Annotated in this window: 15 protein-coding genes; 5 read left to right on the forward strand and 10 right to left on the reverse strand. The window is 67.1% G+C overall.

Translation table 11 applies throughout. The annotated features are described in order from the left end of the window. Positions 1-160 precede the first annotated feature (160 nt). The 3 genes from V9L17_RS12440 to V9L17_RS12450 all read right to left on the reverse strand — a co-directional run bounded on the left by V9L17_RS12440 (position 161) and on the right by V9L17_RS12450 (position 3802). Complete coding sequence (locus tag V9L17_RS12440) at positions 161-1240, reverse strand: NAD(P)H-hydrate dehydratase (RefSeq protein WP_337351648.1); 1080 nt, start codon at positions 1238-1240, stop codon at positions 161-163. Then, positions 1215-1979 carry a histidine phosphatase family protein gene (locus tag V9L17_RS12445; RefSeq protein WP_337346284.1) on the reverse strand — a complete coding sequence of 255 codons (765 nt, stop codon included), beginning with the start codon at positions 1977-1979 and terminating at the stop codon, positions 1215-1217. Before V9L17_RS12445 ends, V9L17_RS12440 begins: the two co-directional genes overlap by 26 nt. Positions 1980-2125: 146 nt before the next feature. Then, a complete protein-coding gene (locus V9L17_RS12450) occupies positions 2126-3802 on the reverse strand; it encodes an alkaline phosphatase D family protein (RefSeq protein WP_337351649.1) in 1677 nt (558 codons plus the stop codon). Between the two features lie 161 nt (positions 3803-3963). Here V9L17_RS12450 and V9L17_RS12455 point away from each other — a divergent pair, with 161 nt between their 5' ends. Together V9L17_RS12455 and V9L17_RS12460 are read left to right on the forward strand one after the other, a co-directional pair. Then, positions 3964-4383, forward strand: a complete 420-nt coding sequence (locus V9L17_RS12455) for a hypothetical protein (protein ID WP_337351650.1) — start codon at positions 3964-3966, stop codon at positions 4381-4383. 17 nt (positions 4384-4400) lie between these two features. Further along, the gene (locus V9L17_RS12460) at positions 4401-5210 is read left to right on the forward strand and encodes an SDR family oxidoreductase (RefSeq protein WP_337351651.1); all 810 of its coding nucleotides are present in this window, start codon (positions 4401-4403) and stop codon (positions 5208-5210) included. 6 nt (positions 5211-5216) lie between these two features. Here V9L17_RS12460 and V9L17_RS12465 read toward each other — a convergent pair whose 3' ends face one another. From V9L17_RS12465 to V9L17_RS12495, 7 genes are all read right to left on the reverse strand, one after another. Beyond that, complete coding sequence (locus V9L17_RS12465) at positions 5217-6347, reverse strand: LCP family protein (protein WP_337346123.1); 1131 nt, start codon at positions 6345-6347, stop codon at positions 5217-5219. Between the two features lie 18 nt (positions 6348-6365). Beyond that, on the reverse strand, positions 6366-7478 hold the full coding sequence (locus tag V9L17_RS12470) for an LCP family protein (RefSeq protein WP_337351652.1): 1113 nt from the start codon (positions 7476-7478) through the stop codon (positions 6366-6368). A 97-nt stretch (positions 7479-7575) separates the two neighbouring features. Further along, positions 7576-8232, reverse strand: a complete 657-nt coding sequence (locus V9L17_RS12475; RefSeq protein WP_443198033.1) for an arsenate reductase/protein-tyrosine-phosphatase family protein — start codon at positions 8230-8232, stop codon at positions 7576-7578. A gap of 204 nt (positions 8233-8436) precedes the next feature. After that, the gene (locus tag V9L17_RS12480) at positions 8437-9060 is read right to left on the reverse strand and encodes a DUF305 domain-containing protein (protein WP_337351653.1); all 624 of its coding nucleotides are present in this window, start codon (positions 9058-9060) and stop codon (positions 8437-8439) included. A gap of 138 nt (positions 9061-9198) precedes the next feature. Then, positions 9199-9678: a hypothetical protein gene (locus V9L17_RS12485; protein WP_337351654.1), complete on the reverse strand. Its 480-nt coding sequence runs from the start codon at positions 9676-9678 to the stop codon at positions 9199-9201. A 25-nt stretch (positions 9679-9703) separates the two neighbouring features. Next, positions 9704-11785 (reverse strand): heavy metal translocating P-type ATPase, encoded by a 2082-nt coding sequence (locus tag V9L17_RS12490; protein WP_337351655.1) that lies wholly within the window; start codon positions 11783-11785, stop codon positions 9704-9706. 32 nt (positions 11786-11817) lie between these two features. Then, positions 11818-12126, reverse strand: a complete 309-nt coding sequence (locus tag V9L17_RS12495) for a heavy-metal-associated domain-containing protein (protein ID WP_337346129.1) — start codon at positions 12124-12126, stop codon at positions 11818-11820. Positions 12127-12518: 392 nt separating this feature from the next. Here V9L17_RS12495 and V9L17_RS12500 point away from each other — a divergent pair, with 392 nt between their 5' ends. The 3 genes from V9L17_RS12500 (at position 12519) to V9L17_RS12510 (ending at position 14965) form a co-directional block, all read left to right on the forward strand. After that, positions 12519-13190 carry a PAS and ANTAR domain-containing protein gene (locus V9L17_RS12500; RefSeq protein ID WP_337351656.1) on the forward strand — a complete coding sequence of 224 codons (672 nt, stop codon included), beginning with the start codon at positions 12519-12521 and terminating at the stop codon, positions 13188-13190. A 101-nt stretch (positions 13191-13291) separates the two neighbouring features. Next, positions 13292-13711: a YciI family protein gene (locus V9L17_RS12505; RefSeq protein WP_337351657.1), complete on the forward strand. Its 420-nt coding sequence runs from the start codon at positions 13292-13294 to the stop codon at positions 13709-13711. A 3-nt stretch (positions 13712-13714) separates the two neighbouring features. Continuing rightward, on the forward strand, positions 13715-14965 hold the full coding sequence (locus V9L17_RS12510; RefSeq protein WP_337351658.1) for an RNA polymerase sigma factor: 1251 nt from the start codon (positions 13715-13717) through the stop codon (positions 14963-14965). Positions 14966-15035: the final 70 nt, after the last annotated feature.

Below are 15035 nucleotides of genomic sequence, written 5' to 3' on the forward strand. Positions count from 1 at the left end.
GGCCCGGGAGGTCCGGCCCGCTTAATGTTGACTGCCTTTTTGGGGCGATTAGCCATTCTGTGCACGCCACAGCGCCAGACAGCGCACCGGCAGCGAGCGGCCGCATCTCCCGCAACGATGGCCCCCGGCATTGCGCCGGGGGCCATCCCATGTGCCTGTGCTACGTGGCGAGTTCGACCATCAGTGCGGGCAGTTCGTCGGCGAGTTCGCGGGCCAGGAAGCCCAACGGTCCCAGCCTGCTGGCAAGGCGGTCCGCGGCAGCAGCATGGAGATGGCTGCCCCAGCAGGCTGCTTGGGCATCGCTGGTTCCGCGGGCGCGCAGCCCGGCGATGGCACCGGCCAGGACGTCTCCGCTGCCGGATGTCCCCAGCCCGCCGTAGCCGGTGGTGATCTCCCACAGGTCGGGACCCTCCGGCGTATCGGCTTCCCCTTGCCTGCCCACAGGCCGGGCCACAAATCCCTGACAGCTGACCACCGCCTGATATCGTGCCGCGATGGATGCCACGGCAGGTTCCAGTTCGTCCAGGTCCCGGCCCAGCAGGATTTCGGCCTCGTGGGGGTTCGGGGTCAGGATCAGCCGGCCCCGCCACGGATCCAGGGAATCTTCCAGCCGGGGCAGGCATCCCAGCGCGTAGGCGTCCAGGATGATGGTCGCGTCGCCGCTGACCAGGCCGCGGCCTGCGACGCCGTCGGCATCCTGGTCCAGCAGTGTCCGGAGGAGCTCCTCGGTGAGGTCGATGTCGTCCAGCCCGGGGCCGATCAGGACGGCATCGGCGCCGCCAAGCTCGGAAAGGATGGGCTCCAATCCGGATCCCAACACGGACCCCCGTGCCGTCTCGGGAAGTCCCGTGACGCCTGCTTCGGGAAGGGCCACCGCCAGCTGCATGGCCACGGATTCGGCCACTGCCATGGTCAGCCTTCCGGCGCCGGCCCGGAGCGCGGCAGTGCCGGCCAGCAGCGCGGCGCCGGGGGTGGCCCGGGCGCCGCCGATCACCATGACGGCGCCGCGCGAATACTTGTCCTCACCGGCGGACGGCAGCGGCCAGGCGCGCAGCAGCGAAGGCGTGACCGGCGTGGCCCGCGAACCGTTGGAGCCCGGACCATCAGCCCGCGAACGGTTCGCCCGGGACCCGTTGGATTCCGAAGCCGGCCCCTGGCCGCCCTGCCCCTGGCCGCCCGGCCCCTGGCCGCCCGGCCCCTGGCCGCCCTGCCCCTTACCGCCGCGGGTGGACACTGGCATCCCCGGCATGTTCGGTGACTTCGACGCCCTGGGCGGTGAGGTGGTCCGCCACATTGAAGCTTTCCAGCGTCCACGGGCCCTGTCCCTCGGGGCGGACGTAGCGGGTGATAGACGCGTTCAGGACCGAGGTGCTTGCGGCGAGATCCAGGATTTCTGCTTCGCTCATGCCTTCGAGGATGTAGCGGAAGAGCAGGACCACGGCGTCGTGGCACACCAGGATCACCCGGTGCCCGCTGCCCAGGTTGTTCAGTTCGCTGAGCACGGAGCGCAGCCGCAGGGCCACATCGGCCCAGGACTCGCCGCCCGGGGGACGGTAGTAGAACTTGCCCAGCCACAGCCGGCGCTCGGCCTCATCCGGATGCCACCGGTCCACGCCCTGGCGGGTGAGCATGTCCAGGATGCCCAGTTCACGGTCCCGGAGCCTCTCGTCGGTGCGGACCTTGACCGGCCAGCCAGCGGTTTCCACCGCGATCTCCGCCGTCTGCCTGGCCCGGACATAGGGGGAGGCCACTACGGCGTCGGCCCGGCGGTCCTCGGGAGTTGTGCCCAGCGCCCTGCCTAAGGCGAGTGCCTGGTCCTGGCCGGTGGAGGAGAGTCCGACGTCGGCGTCCCGGGCCGGAACCTCAATGATGTCGGCGCCGGCCAGGCCCGCCTTCGTCGCAGCAACGTTGCCTTCGCTTTCGCCGTGCCGGATCAGGACGAGCTCCACGGCACCGGCCTCCCGCACCGCCTGCGTCATTCCGCTGTTCTCCACGACCAACACCCCGTCCAGTACTCGTAATGCCTGCTGACCGCCGGATGCGGAAAACAGGGACATTACTTGCGGCGTACCCAGATTCGCGGTCGGATAACGCCCGACGGCGGCAGTTAGGTAGGGTGCATGCCCTAACGTTCCGGGGTCAGCACCTTGGAGAACACCACGGCGCCGTTGGCGTTGCGGAGGCTGGCGGTGAACGTGCCGTCCTCGCCGAGCTGGACATGGCCAAAGAACTGGTTCTCGCCGTCGCGCGGCGATTCGCCCGGGAAGCGGCCCGCCTTGGCGAACACCACCTCCGGGCCGAAGGTCCCGTCCATGGCGTTGGGCCCGAAGGACCCGGCGGCGATGGGTCCTGCCACGAACTCCCAGAACGGGTCGAAGTCGGTAAAGGCTGCCCGCTCGGGGGAGTAGTGGTGGGCTGCGCAATAGTGCACATCGGCCGTCAGCCACACGACGTTCCGGACCCGGTTCCGCTTGAAGGCACTGAGGACACCGGCGATCTCAAGTTCGCGACCAAGCGGCGCGCCGGGCTCCCGGTTGGCCAGGCTTTCCTGGTTGACTGTGCCGTCCGGAACGATAATGCCCAGCGGCAGGTCCGCGGCGATCACCTTCCAGGTCGCCTTGGAACTGGATACCTCACGGATCAGCCAGTCCACCTGTTCCTGGCCCAGGATGGAGGTGGCATACGGCTCCTTGCCGTCCGTGTTGGGCGACTTGAAGGTGCGCATGTCCAGGCAGAAAACATCCAGTTGAGGGCCGCGGGTGATCTTCCGGTAGATGCGCGCGGGCTGGTACTGCCCGCCGTCGTCGAACGTTCCCGGCCGCCACAGCGCGGCACCGTCAGCAATCGGCATGTTTTCCTGCCAGGCCTGCCGGCCCCGGGCAGCGAGCGTGTTGACGTCGCGGACGGTGTAGCGGGGGTCGTCCAGGATCTCGCCGGGATACCAGTTGTTGGTGGTTTCGTGGTCGTCCCAGTTGGCGATCAGCGGGACGTCGGCGAGCATGGCGCGGATATTGGTGTCGAGGGAGTTGTAGCGGTGCCGCCCGCGGAATTCGGTGAGGGTTTCGGCCACCTTGGAGACTTCCTCTGTGACCAGGTTCCGCCAAACCTGCCCGTCTTTCTCCACCACGGATTCTGCGATGGGGCCGTCGGCGTAGACAGTGTCGCCGGAGTGGATGAAGAAGTCGGGCCGGGTGCTGTGCATGGCCCGGTAGCCGCGCATCCCGCCGATTTCCTCGTTGATGCCCCAGCCCTGCCCGGCGGTGTCGCCGGTCCACACAAAGCTTTGGGCGGACGACGGCGGGAGGTCGCCGCCGCTGCGTCCCTTACCGTTGGTGCTTCCGGCGTCGGGCGCCGTCCGGAAGGTTCCGGTGATCGTCTCGCCCGCCGCGCCGCCGTCGTCCTCGAAGCTGATTTCCAGGGCGAAGCGTGTGTTGGCGGGGAGGTGGCCGGCGTGGATCTTGGCGGTGAAGTCGGACCCCTGGGTGGCGCGCGGTCCACGGAGGGTTCGTGCGAAGGCTCCGCGGCCGCTCAGCACAGTGCCGCCGTCGTCAACTGCCCTGAGGGTGGCGATCATCCGGCCTGCGGCGGAGGAGCGGGACCAGAGCACGGCGGAGTCCGAGGTGACGTCCCCGGTGGCGATGCCGCTGGGCAGGGTGAGGCGGTTCCTGACAAGGGGGATCCCGGTGCGGAGGGGGCTTCCGGGGACCGGGCCGCTGGCGGCGTTGGCGGCCGCCGGGACTGCGGCCAGGGCTGCGGCGAGGACGGAACCTTTGACAATGGTGCGGCGTGAAATTTCAGTCATGGCATCCACTGTGCACGGGGCTCGAACACGCTCCGTGGAGCCTGGATTAACGCCGGGCATGGGCTGGGTTAACTGATGCCAATCTGTCATCCGCAAACCACTTGACAGGGCGTCACTAACGCGCGCTAATTGTAAGCACACTTATCAAATTGGGGTCTGAGATGCGCAATATAATTCCGAAAGGCACCCTCCGGCAGATGCTTCTGCCGCCCACTTTTGGCCTGCACATGGCCGGGAACGCGGAGTTCACGGTGCTCTCCGTGGAGGTCTGGAGCAGGTGCCTGGTGGTCAATATCCACGTAAAGTCGGCCATCGGCAGGCCGGTTCCCCGCATCACCATCGAAGACCATTGGGGCACTCCGTACAGGTTCCGCGACTCCGCCAGCCTCGGTTCCCGGAACCTGCAGGTCTTCACCCCCTCAGTCCCGTACGGCACCAGGAGCCTGACCATTAGGTCGGTGGACGATGCGGACGCCCGCCTAGTGGTGACTTTCGCCGTCCCGCTGATGCTGGAGGAGGACGAAACGGGCCAGGCGGAGGAAGCTGTTTCAAGGGCATCCCGTTTGCAGCGGCCGGCATAGCGGGCTGAAAGGAAGGCATGGAAGACACCACGCGCTTCGAACCGGCGACGGCGATCGTCACAGGATCCGACTCGGGCATCGGAAGGGCCACTGCGGTGGCCCTTGCCGCGTCCGGGATGGACATTGGCATCACATGGCACACGGACGAAAAGGGTGCCGAAGAGACCGCCGACGAGGTCCGGCGCGCCGGGCGCAACGCCGTCGTCCGCCGGCTGGACACCACTCGTCCGGCACAAGCGGCAGCGGTCCTTGACTCGCTCGCCGAGGAACTGGGCGGCGTGGACGTCTTTGTGAACAACGCCGGGACAGGTGACGGCACTCCGTTCCTGGACCTTGACCTACAGACGTGGAAAACCACGGTGGACACGAACCTCACGGGGGCTTTCGCCTGCCTGCAGGCCGCCGCCCGGCGCATGGTCAAAGCCGGCAGGGGCGGCCGCATCGTGGCGGTCACCAGTGTCCATGAATTCCAGCCGCGCGTGGGCGCCGCTGCCTATGACGCCTCCAAGCACGGCCTGGGCGGACTCATCAAGACCATGGCCCTGGAGCTCGCGGAGTTCGGTATCACTGCCAACAGCGTGGCACCAGGGGAGATCGCAACGCCCATGACGGGCCAGACGGACGAGGATCCTACGACGAAGGACCGTCCCGGCGTTCCGCTCGGCAGGCCGGGGGACGCCCGCGAGGTGGCGGCTGTCATTGCGTTCCTGGCCTCGCCGGCTTCAAGCTACGTGACCGGTGCATCCTGGGCGGTTGACGGCGGCATGCTGCAGATGGGGCCGCAGGCCGGCTCACACATCACCGGCCACGACTGGCGCAAGCCCTGACTGTGCCTAGCGCGCGTACTCGGCGATCCGGCCATCCCGCAGGGCCGTCGCCAGCGCATTGATCCCGCCATAGTCGGGCAGAACCACCGAAGCGCCGCCGATGGTGCCCACGCCCGCGGTGGGAAGCGTGACGAACCCCGCGGCATTGGGGTCGGTGTTGCGCAGCGCGTAGGCCAGGATGGCCACGGACACCGGATCGAAGCCGTGGTCCACCGTGAGGTATCCCCCGGCAAAGTTCACCAAGGCCCGCACCGCGTTGACATCGTTGAGTGCCCCGCCGCTGGTCAGCTTCGCAAGGACGGCCCGGAGGAAGGTCTGCTGGTTGCGGACCCGCTGGTAGTCGCCGTCCACAAAGGCGTAGCGCTCGCGGACGAACTCCAGGGCAGCCTGGCCGTCGAGATGGTTCACGCCGGCGGTGAAGACATGCTGGGTTTCGTGCGTCGACTGGAAAGGTGTGGTGACGTTGACGTCGATCCCGCCCAGCCCGTCCGTCAGGAGCTTGAAGCCGTGGAAGTCCAGCATCACAGTGTGGTCGATGTGGGTGCCCAGCACGGATTCGACCGTCCGCGTCGCCAGGTCGATCCCGCCCACCTCAAGGCTGGTGTTGATCTTTGCCCCGCCGTAACCTGGGATGTCGACCCACAGGTCCCGCATCAGCGAAATAACGTAGAAAGTTCGGCGGTCTGCCGGGACGTGGACCAGCATCAGCGTGTCCGCCCGGTGGTCTGACGAGGCGCCTGTAGCCATAGTGTGGGCGGCCTGTTCCCGGGCGTTGCCGCGGCTGTCACTGCCGATGAGCAGGATGTTCATGGGCACCGGCGGCAGATCGGCGATCGGCTCCGGGGGTGGGGGAGCTGCCGGCGCCGGCGGAGGGGTGGTCTGAGTGGGCGTCGGCGTGGCGGTCTCGCTGGGGGTGGCCGTCTGCGTCACCACGGGCGCCTGGGATTCGGAACCGCTGCGGTTGAAACTGAAGACGGCGACGACGACCCCCGCCACCAGCACCAGTGCCAGGACAGCGGCTATCACCAGCCGCCGTCGTTCGGTCCACGGCAGCTGTGCCGGGTGGGCTGCAGGGTTGGTCCCGCCAGGAACCGAAGGTTCGGGGCTGCTGGGACCGGAACCGGATGGGGTGCTCATCGTTGTGCCTCCATGGCATCAGTTTCCGCCCTCTAGGCCGTTGTGCGCTACATAGTCTCCCAGCGTGTCGGTGGCCATGGCCGCGGAGATAGCGTCGATGGCCGCGAGGTCCGGGAGCACAATCGACTGGCCGTCGGTGGTGGTCCCCGTGCCCCGTGTCGGTAGCGTGAACATCACCATGTCCTCGGGCTGGACATCCTTCAGCTCCCTCGCGAGCCTGATCACGGTGGCCGCATCGAGTCCACTGTCGACGCTGACGAACGGTGACATGGCGCTCACCACGTTGTGGACTTTGAGGGGATTCAGGACCGTGTCCTGGCTGAGGTTCTTTGCCAGGAGGGCCTTGACGAATGCCTGCTGGTTACGCACGCGCTGGTAGTCGCCGTCAGCAAAGGCGTACCGCTCACGGACAAACTCCAAGGCGTGTACACCGTCCAGGGTGTTCGGGCCCGCGGGGAAGGATATCCGGTCGTGGCGGGACACAAATGGCGCCGGGATGTCCACTTCCACCCCGCCCACGGCATCAGTCATCCCCACGAAGCCTTCGAAGTCGATCATGGCGACATGGTCTACGCGCTGGCCAAAGATGGACTCCACGGTGTGGACCATCAGCGGGACGCCGCCGAATGCCAGCGCAGCATTGATCTTGGCGTGGCCGTGGTCCTTGATTCCCACCCAGAGGTCACGCATCAGGGAGATGGAGTAGACCTTGGTGCGGTCCGCGGGAATGTGGACCAGCATGAGGGCATCAGCGCGCTGGTTGGAGGCGGCGCCGGCGGCAGCCTTCTCACTGGAGGCCGCGCGCCTGTCACTGCCCATCACCAGAATGTTCAGGGAGCTGCGGGTGTTCGACGGCGGGGCCCCCGCCGCTGCTGGATTGGCTGCGGTACCGCCTACGGCCGCCCCAGGGATGGACGGCTGCGGTCGGGTGGATTCTGCCGGGAAGGCTTGTTCGATCTTGGTGGTTTCTGAGTCGAAGATCCTGCCGAGATTGAATAGATACGCGTCCTTGAGCATAGGAACGAGGACTGCGAGCAACAGCAGCACCTGGAGAGCAACGATGACGGGACGATGAAGGCGTGCGGCATTGGCGCGGTTGGTCGACCTTGGATCCGCGGCATGGGTGCCCATTTCCGAAAATTAGCACCGGCGATCCGGCGTTACATCGGGGAAATCCGCAGAAAACCCGCACAATCAGCCGCAGTCAGGGACGACGGCGGCAGTCCGGTCAGGCGGGGGCGTTCAGCCGTGCATGGCGCAGGATGGATACGATGGCCGGGGCCAGTTCGTCCTCCATTTGGCGGTAGATGTCCAGGCCACGGCGGTAGGGGTCGATGACGTCGTTCTCTGACGAGTCCGACGGCAGGGACAGGTGCCGGACCGCTGCGGCCCTGGCGGGGAGGCCGCGCCAGACCTCGGCGTTCGCTGCCAGCCGCTTGCCGGCGTCGTGCGTTGCTTCTGTTGGTGTTTCCGCTGTTCCAGGGGCGGTGGCGGCGCGGTCATCCAGGACGTCGAGCATCCGGGCGAACTCGCGGATGGTGAAGGTGCGCTTCAGGACGGACGCGTCCAGCTTCAGGACCTCACCGCGGTGGCCCGACGTCATGGTGAGCACCAGATCCACGCCGCGCAGGATCCTGCTGGTCAGCTGACGGGCGGCGAAACCTTCTGCGTTGCCGCCAAATGCGCGCACGATGTCCGCGGACGGCGGCTGGATGGGATCGCCCACCATGGCATGCGTGCCGGCGCTGGTGACCACAAAACCGCCCGGAACCGCCTGGTCCAAGCCTGCCTGCAGGAGCCGCTCGGCCACGGGGGAACGACAGATGTTGCCCGTACAGACGGTCAGTATTCTCACTTGCGCGGAGGCAGGGTCGGGCAGTTGCAACAGGGGTACTCTTTCCAGCCGGTGCGCCGGACCGGTCGGTCCGCACATTTCAACTTAACACGGGAAGGCGCCGCCGCCGCCGTCGAAACGCTTTCTCACCTTTCGCGACAACTCCAACGATGCTCTATCACTCTTGGTTGCTAAACGTGGCTGGTAGGAACCGGAAGTGATAGAGCATCGCGAGGGAAAGCGGTCAGGCGGTTGTCACACTGCGGCGAGCAACTCCTTCATCTCCTCGATTTCCGCCTGCTGCGAGGTGATGACCGCGTTGGCCAGCTCGATGGTTTTGGTGAACTCGCCGGACTCGACCTCGGTTTGGGCCATGGCGATGGCGCCCTCGTGATGGGCGATCATCTGCGTCAGGAACAGCTTCGCAGCTTCTGTGCCCTGGGCGGCCTTGAGCTTGTCCAGGTCCTCGGCGCTGACCATGCCGGCCATGTCCCCGCCATGCATGGCGTGCCCGGTCATCATGCCGGTGGGCTGGTTCCAATCCTCGAGCCAGTCCGTCATCTGCTCGATTTCGGGAGCCTGCGCCGCCTTGATTCGGGTGGCCAGGGAGGCTACTGAGGCCGGAATGCCAGTTTTCGCCAGCATGATCTCGCTCATTTCCACGGCCTGTGCGTGGTGGGGGATCATCATCTGAGCGAACATGATGTCCGCGGCGTTGTGGTCCGCCGAGGCGTCCGGCATCATGCTGGACATCGGGCTGGAACTGCCATGGTTCACGCCGTGCGACGGCGTAGTGCCGGTGCCAGCGCCGGCGGCGCATCCGGTGAGTGAAAGGGCGGCGGCGAGTGCGGCTGCCACGCCAAGTTTCTGGGTGTTCATGGGAAATCCGTCCTTCAGGTTGTGTTCGGCGCTGGGGGCGCCGGAGTCTTGGCATGCCGCGCAGTTGGCGCGGCGGACGGCCCGATGGTGCACATCGGGCAGGCAGATCGCCGGACTGTGGGCCCGGCGTCGTGCCCTTTACGTCCGGCTGATGGAGAGATCTCCCGGGGACGGGCCATCGGGCAGGTAAGGATAGAACCGCATGGTTTCCACGCCCGAGCTGACCCGTGCGTCCGCAAGCTGCCCCGCGCTGCCCGGTTCGGGGGCAACAAGGGAACCGGCCTTGGCCAGGGGAGTGCAGGCCACGGCCGGGGACTCCGTGCTGCCCAGAGTGCCGCTGCACGCCACGGCGGATGCGCCGTAGGCGGCGGGCTCGCCCCGCACCACGCGGCTGGGTGCGCTATGGCTGTGCCCGCCGTGGGTGTGCGTCATGTGAGCCTGCCCGCCGGGCGTGGCTGTGACGGACGACGGCGGCGCCCCGGCTCCCAGCGTGTGCGCGGCGTGGTTGCCGGTCAGGGTGTGCATCCCCAGGATTCCCGCCACGATGGCCAGGATCCCGGCGAGCAGCACGGCACGCCCCATCAGGGTTGCCAGCCGGCGTCGGGCTGCAACGTTCATGCCGTCGATCCTCCCTGCCTCAGCGTCAACGGACCTGCTCCGGGTTCAGCCTAATCCGACGAAGCAGTTGGGCGTTCAGTGCCACCACAATAGTCGAGGCGGACATCAGGACAGCGGCCGTCGCCGGGGAGAGCACCACCCCGGCGAACGCGAGGACGCCGGCGGCCAGCGGGACGGAAATGATGTTGTAGCCGGTGGCCCAGACCAGGTTCTGCCACATCTTCCGGTAGCTGGCGCGGGAGAGGTCCACCATGGACAGCACGGCCCGGGGATCGTTGCCGGCCAGCACAACGCCTGCCGATTCCATGGCGACGTCGGTGCCCGCCCCGATCGCGATACCCACTTCTGCCCGGGCCAGCGCAGGGGAGTCGTTGACGCCGTCGCCCACCATGGCCACCTTCAGCCCTCGGGCCTGCAGCTCGGCCACTTTCTTGTCCTTGTCCGCCGGCAGGACTTCGGCGAAGACCTCGTCGATGTGCAGCTCGGCCGCCACGGCCTCCGCAACCTGCCGGGCATCGCCGGTAACCATGGCGACCTTGATGCCCCGGTCCTGCAGCGCCGCTACGGCTTGGCGCGATTCGGTTCGGACCGCATCCTCCAGGCTGACGGCCCCCAGGATCCGGTCACCGTCGACAACGTGCAGGACCGCAGCCCCGCGTGCCATCCACCCCGCGGTCGAGGAAGCCACCGAGTCAGGTTCCGAAAGGCCCAGTTCGCGCAGTAGGGCCGGGCCGCCCACCTGGATGGTGCGGCCGTCCACGCTGGCGCGGACTCCTCGTCCGGTCAGGGAAGTGAAGCCGGTGGCGTGCGGGATGTTCAGGTTCCGCTGCCGCGCCGCCCTGACGATGGCACGGGCAACCGGGTGTTCGCTGTCCGCCTCCACGGCGGCGGCGAGCGCAAGCAGCCCGTCCCGGCTGCCGCCGTCGGACGTTGCGATGTCCTTGAGCTCCGGCTCACCCGTGGTGAGCGTTCCGGTTTTGTCGAAGAGGACGACGTCGATGGTGCGCATCCGTTCGAGGGCCATCCGGTTCTTGATCAGCACACCTGCCCGTGCCGCCTGTTCGGTGGAGATCGCGATGACCAGTGGGATCGCCAGGCCGAGGGCGTGCGGGCAGGCAATCACCAGCACCGTGACGGTGCGGGCCACGGCTTCCGGGACGCTGCCAAGCAAGGTCCAGGCAACGAAGGTGAGCACACCCGCTCCAGCGGCAAAGTAGAACAGGAACGCTGCTGCCCGGTCGGCGAGCGCCTGGGCGCGCGAGGAGGATGCCTGGGCCTCCGCCACCAGCCGCTGGATGCCGGCCAGGGCGGTGTTGTCGCCGACGGCGGTCACGCGGACGCGCACGGAGTTGTCGGTGGCCACCGTTCCGGCCACGACAGCGTCGCCTGGCGAGCGGGGCACTGTCTTGGACTCACCTGTGATCATGGACTCATCGAACTCGGCCTGCCCCTCAAGGACCCTGCCGTCAGCAGGTAACCGGGCGCCGGAGCGGACCAGGACGATGTCGCCTTCGCTCAGTTCGGAGACGGGAACGGTCTCGGTGCCGGTGGGGGTTACGCGTTCAGCCTCGTCCGGGAGCAGCGCGGCAAGGGCGTCCAGTGCGCCCTGCGCGGAGCCGAGGGCACGCATTTCAATCCAGTGGCCCAGAAGCATGATGGCCACCAGCAGGGCCAGTTCCCACCAGAAGTCCAGGTCGAAGCCGCCGATGCCCAGCGTGGTGACCCATGAGGCAACAAAAGCAACGCTGATGGCCATGCCGATCAGCAGCATCATGCCAGGGCGCCGGTCTTTCAGTTCCCGCAGCCCGCCCTTCAGGAACGGCTGACCCCCGTAAAGGAAGATCACCGTTCCCAGGACTGGTGGAATCCAGGCGGATCCGGGAAACACGGGCGGCATGTAACCCAGAAGGTGGCCCACCATGGGGCTGAAGTAGACCACGGGGATGGAGAGGGCGAGGGCCATCCAGAACCTGTTTTTGAACATGGCCGTGCTGTGGCCGGCGTGCTGACCGGAGGTGTGGACGGTGTGGGCGTCCTGGGTGCTGTGCCCGGTGGACGCGTGGTTTTCGTGGTGGTGATGTTCGGCGGTGGGGCTGTGGTGTTGCATGATTCCTCCCTGGTGAGGACGCGGTGGCCGGTTCAGCGGCTAATGGTGTACCCGGCAGTGGAAACTGCCTCACGGATCGCGACGGGATCGGCCGATCCGGAAATCAGGAGGCGCGACGTCCCGCCTGCTACCAGTTCAACGGTGGCGGCGGTGACGCCTTCGACGGCGGTCGCGGCCCTCTGCACAGTCTCAACGCAGTGTCCGCAGGTCAGGCCCTCAACGGAGTATTCGGCGTCGGCCGAGTTCCGCTGGGGGTGAGCCGAGGCGCCGGTCGAGCAGCAGCTGCAGCCGACGGCGGAGGTGGCCTGAGGCAGTTCGGTGCGGTTTCCAATACCAGGCATGTCAGTTTCCATTCGTTGCGAAGGTCCAATGGGCGCTGGGGTTGAACGGCTGTGATGGCGGGTGCGGGGCACCGGGCCTGGACATACCACTTCACTGACAACACTGAAAATATACCCCCAGGGGGTATCTGCGTCAACCCTGCCCGCACTTAAAAGGCGGCGGCCGCCGGGTGCCGCGTCCAGCAGGAGGATGCGTTGCTCTATCACTTAGGGTCCTTCTGGGGGCCTTTTGGGGACCACAAGTGATAGAGCAACGGACCGGCGAAGGGAGGAGAGGGTTCGACGGCGGGACGTCACTGTGGGGATACAAACGTCTCAAATGCGGGATTCCTTGCCATAATGGGGTGACCCGCCCAGGGGAGGCGGCCTACGGAACGCCTGGAGGTGCCCAATTGTCGGATTTGAGCAGCCCCTACACGTATTCGAGTGCTTTGGGGACGCGGAATTGCCCAGCCGGAACCTACCACATTGACCTGGTCAGCGGGACCGTGGAGTTTTCTGACGGCCTGTTTGAGCTGCACGGCTACAAGCGGGGCGAGGTGGTGCCCTCTATCGAGCTGATCTTCGCCCACAAGCATCCTGACGACAGGCCGCGGGCCCAGGAAATCATCGCTGAGATCTGCTGCCATGGCGGCCATTTCTCCATCTATCACCGGATCATCGACGCCCACGGACGCCTTCACCAGGTCCTGACTTCCGGCGAGGGGACTGTTGACCCGGCAGGAACGGTCACCACGATCGACGGGATGATGGTGGACCTGACCGCCACCCTCCAGCGGGAGACCGAAGTGGCCGCCCGCGAAGCCGTGGAGCGTGCCACCGCCACCCGCAGCGTCATCGATCAGGCCCGGGGACTGCTGATGGGCAGGCTGGGGATCGGCGCGGAGGAGGCGTTCAAGCTGCTGATCGGCCACAGCAGCCGCAGCAACCTCAAGCTGGCGGTCGTAGCGGCGGAGCTTATGGCCCTGGCAGACGCCAAAGGCACCCTGGACCGGCTGGATGCGGCTGTCCGGACGATCGTGAACGGGAAACCCAAGCGTCAGCGGCGGGACACCCGAAGCTAGCCAAAAGTTTTTCTTCAGTTGTGTCGATCTGCGGTGGTGCCGTTCGACCTATGGGTGAGAAGGTCGAAGGGCGACCTTCCACACTCAAGGAGAAGATTGAAATGGCCAAGTACATGCTGATCATGCGGGCAACCGACGAGTCCCTCGCCAAGTTCACGGACGTCGACTTCACCGAGGCCCTGACCGCCATGGGCAAGTTCAACGACGAACTGATCCGCGCCGGCGTCCTCCTGGCAGCCGAAGGCCTCGATGATCCCAAGGAAGGCGTCGTGGTGGACTTCACCGGCGAGCAGCCGGTAGTCACCGACGGTCCCTACGGCGAGACGAAGGAACTTTTCAACGGCTTCTACCTCCTGGACGTCGCCTCCAAGGAGGAAGCGGTCGAGTGGGCCAAGCGGGCGCCGATGACGGAAGGCAGCAAGACCGAGATCCGGCGCGTGCCCACCATCGACGAATTCCCGCAGGACAACGAATGGATCCAGAAGGAACGCGCCTGGCGCGAGCAGACCGGGCAGCTCTGACCGGTGGGATCCACTGCGGCGAGGGGCGCCGTCGAAGCTGTGTGGCGGATGGAAGCCGCACGAATCGTCGGCGCCCTCGCCCGCTTCACTGGCGATTTCGCCCTCGCCGAAGACCTGGCGCAGGAGGCGCTGGCCGAGGCGCTCGTCTCCTGGTCCGTTAACGGCGTCCCCCACGAACCGACGGGCTGGCTCCTGACCACCGGCCGCCGTCGTGCCATAGATGCCTTCCGGCGCCGCTCCGCAGCGGACGAACGATACGCAATGCTGGCCCGGGACCTGTCCCCGGAGGAACCCGGTCCGGATGCCTTGTTCGACCCTGAAGCCATCGACGACGACGTCCTGGCGCTGATGTTCATCTCCTGCCACCCGGTGCTGTCCAAGGAGGCGCGCATCGCGCTGACCCTGCGCGTGGTGGGCGGGCTGGGGAGCGAGGCCATCGCGAAAGCGTTCCTGGTGCCGGTGGCAACGATCCAGGCCCGCATCACGCGCGCCAAGAAAACCCTGGCCGCCGCCAACGTGCCCTTTGCCGTGCCCGAGCCCCGGGAGCGGGCAGAACGGCTGGGTTCCGTGCTGCAGGTGGTCTACCTCATCTTCACGGAGGGGTCGTTTGCCTCCGGCGGGGACTCGTGGATCCGGCGGGACCTCGCCGGCGAGGCGCAGCGGCTGGCCCGCACGCTGGTGCGGCTCGATCCGCAGCCGGAGGTCTTCGGGCTGCTCGCCCTGATGGAGTTGACCGCCGCCCGCTTTCCCGCCCGCCTGGACAAGTCCGGCCAGCCGGTCCTCCTCGAGGACCAGGACCGGCGGCTATGGGACCAGGCGGCGATCCGGCGCGGACGTGCGGCGCTGGCAAAGTCCGACGGCGGCCGCGGGCTGGGTGCCTATGGCCTGCAGGCGTCCATCGCCGAATGCCATGCGGTTGCGCACTCGGTGGCGGAGACTAGCTGGCCCCGGATCGTTGGACTGTATGAGGCACTCGGCCAGCTCACGCCGTCGCCCATCATTGAACTCAACCGGGCGGTGGCGGTAGCCATGGCGTCCGGCCCGGCCGACGGGCTGGCCCTGGTGGAGGAGATCGCCGGGCGGGGCGAACTCAACGGTTCGCACCTTCTTCCGTCCGTCCGTGGCGAGCTCCTCACCCGGCTGCGCCGCGTCGACGAAGCCCGACACGCCCTGCTGCAGGCCCTGGAGCTGTGCGGGAACGCGGCGGAAAGGGCCGCGCTGGAGCGCAAAATCAGCGCCCTTAGCCCGTCGTGACGCCGGAAGTGCCACCGGGTCGGGGGCGCCGGGGCCGGGCACTCCCGGGCAGGACGGCCCCGCACTATGC

The organism is Pseudarthrobacter sp. CCNWLW207, assembly GCF_037203945.1.
Lineage (GTDB): Bacteria > Actinomycetota > Actinomycetes > Actinomycetales > Micrococcaceae > Arthrobacter.

Coding starts and splice junctions, on each gene's coding strand:
- V9L17_RS12450 (WP_337351649.1), bottom strand. CDS start 3,802: ATGACTGAAATTTCACGCCGCACCATTGTCAAAGGTTCCGTCCTCGCC.
- V9L17_RS12495 (WP_337346129.1), bottom strand. CDS start 12,126: ATGCCTGGTATTGGAAACCGCACCGAACTGCCTCAGGCCACCTCCGCC.
- V9L17_RS12470 (WP_337351652.1), bottom strand. CDS start 7,478: ATGGGCACCCATGCCGCGGATCCAAGGTCGACCAACCGCGCCAATGCC.
- V9L17_RS12455 (WP_337351650.1), top strand. CDS start 3,964: ATGCGCAATATAATTCCGAAAGGCACCCTCCGGCAGATGCTTCTGCCG.
- V9L17_RS12460 (WP_337351651.1), top strand. CDS start 4,401: ATGGAAGACACCACGCGCTTCGAACCGGCGACGGCGATCGTCACAGGA.
- V9L17_RS12440 (WP_337351648.1), bottom strand. CDS start 1,240: ATGCCAGTGTCCACCCGCGGCGGTAAGGGGCAGGGCGGCCAGGGGCCG.
- V9L17_RS12485 (WP_337351654.1), bottom strand. CDS start 9,678: ATGAACGTTGCAGCCCGACGCCGGCTGGCAACCCTGATGGGGCGTGCC.
- V9L17_RS12490 (WP_337351655.1), bottom strand. CDS start 11,785: ATGCAACACCACAGCCCCACCGCCGAACATCACCACCACGAAAACCAC.
- V9L17_RS12465 (WP_337346123.1), bottom strand. CDS start 6,347: ATGAGCACCCCATCCGGTTCCGGTCCCAGCAGCCCCGAACCTTCGGTT.
- V9L17_RS12445 (WP_337346284.1), bottom strand. CDS start 1,979: ATGACGCAGGCGGTGCGGGAGGCCGGTGCCGTGGAGCTCGTCCTGATC.
- V9L17_RS12480 (WP_337351653.1), bottom strand. CDS start 9,060: ATGAACACCCAGAAACTTGGCGTGGCAGCCGCACTCGCCGCCGCCCTT.
- V9L17_RS12505 (WP_337351657.1), top strand. CDS start 13,292: ATGGCCAAGTACATGCTGATCATGCGGGCAACCGACGAGTCCCTCGCC.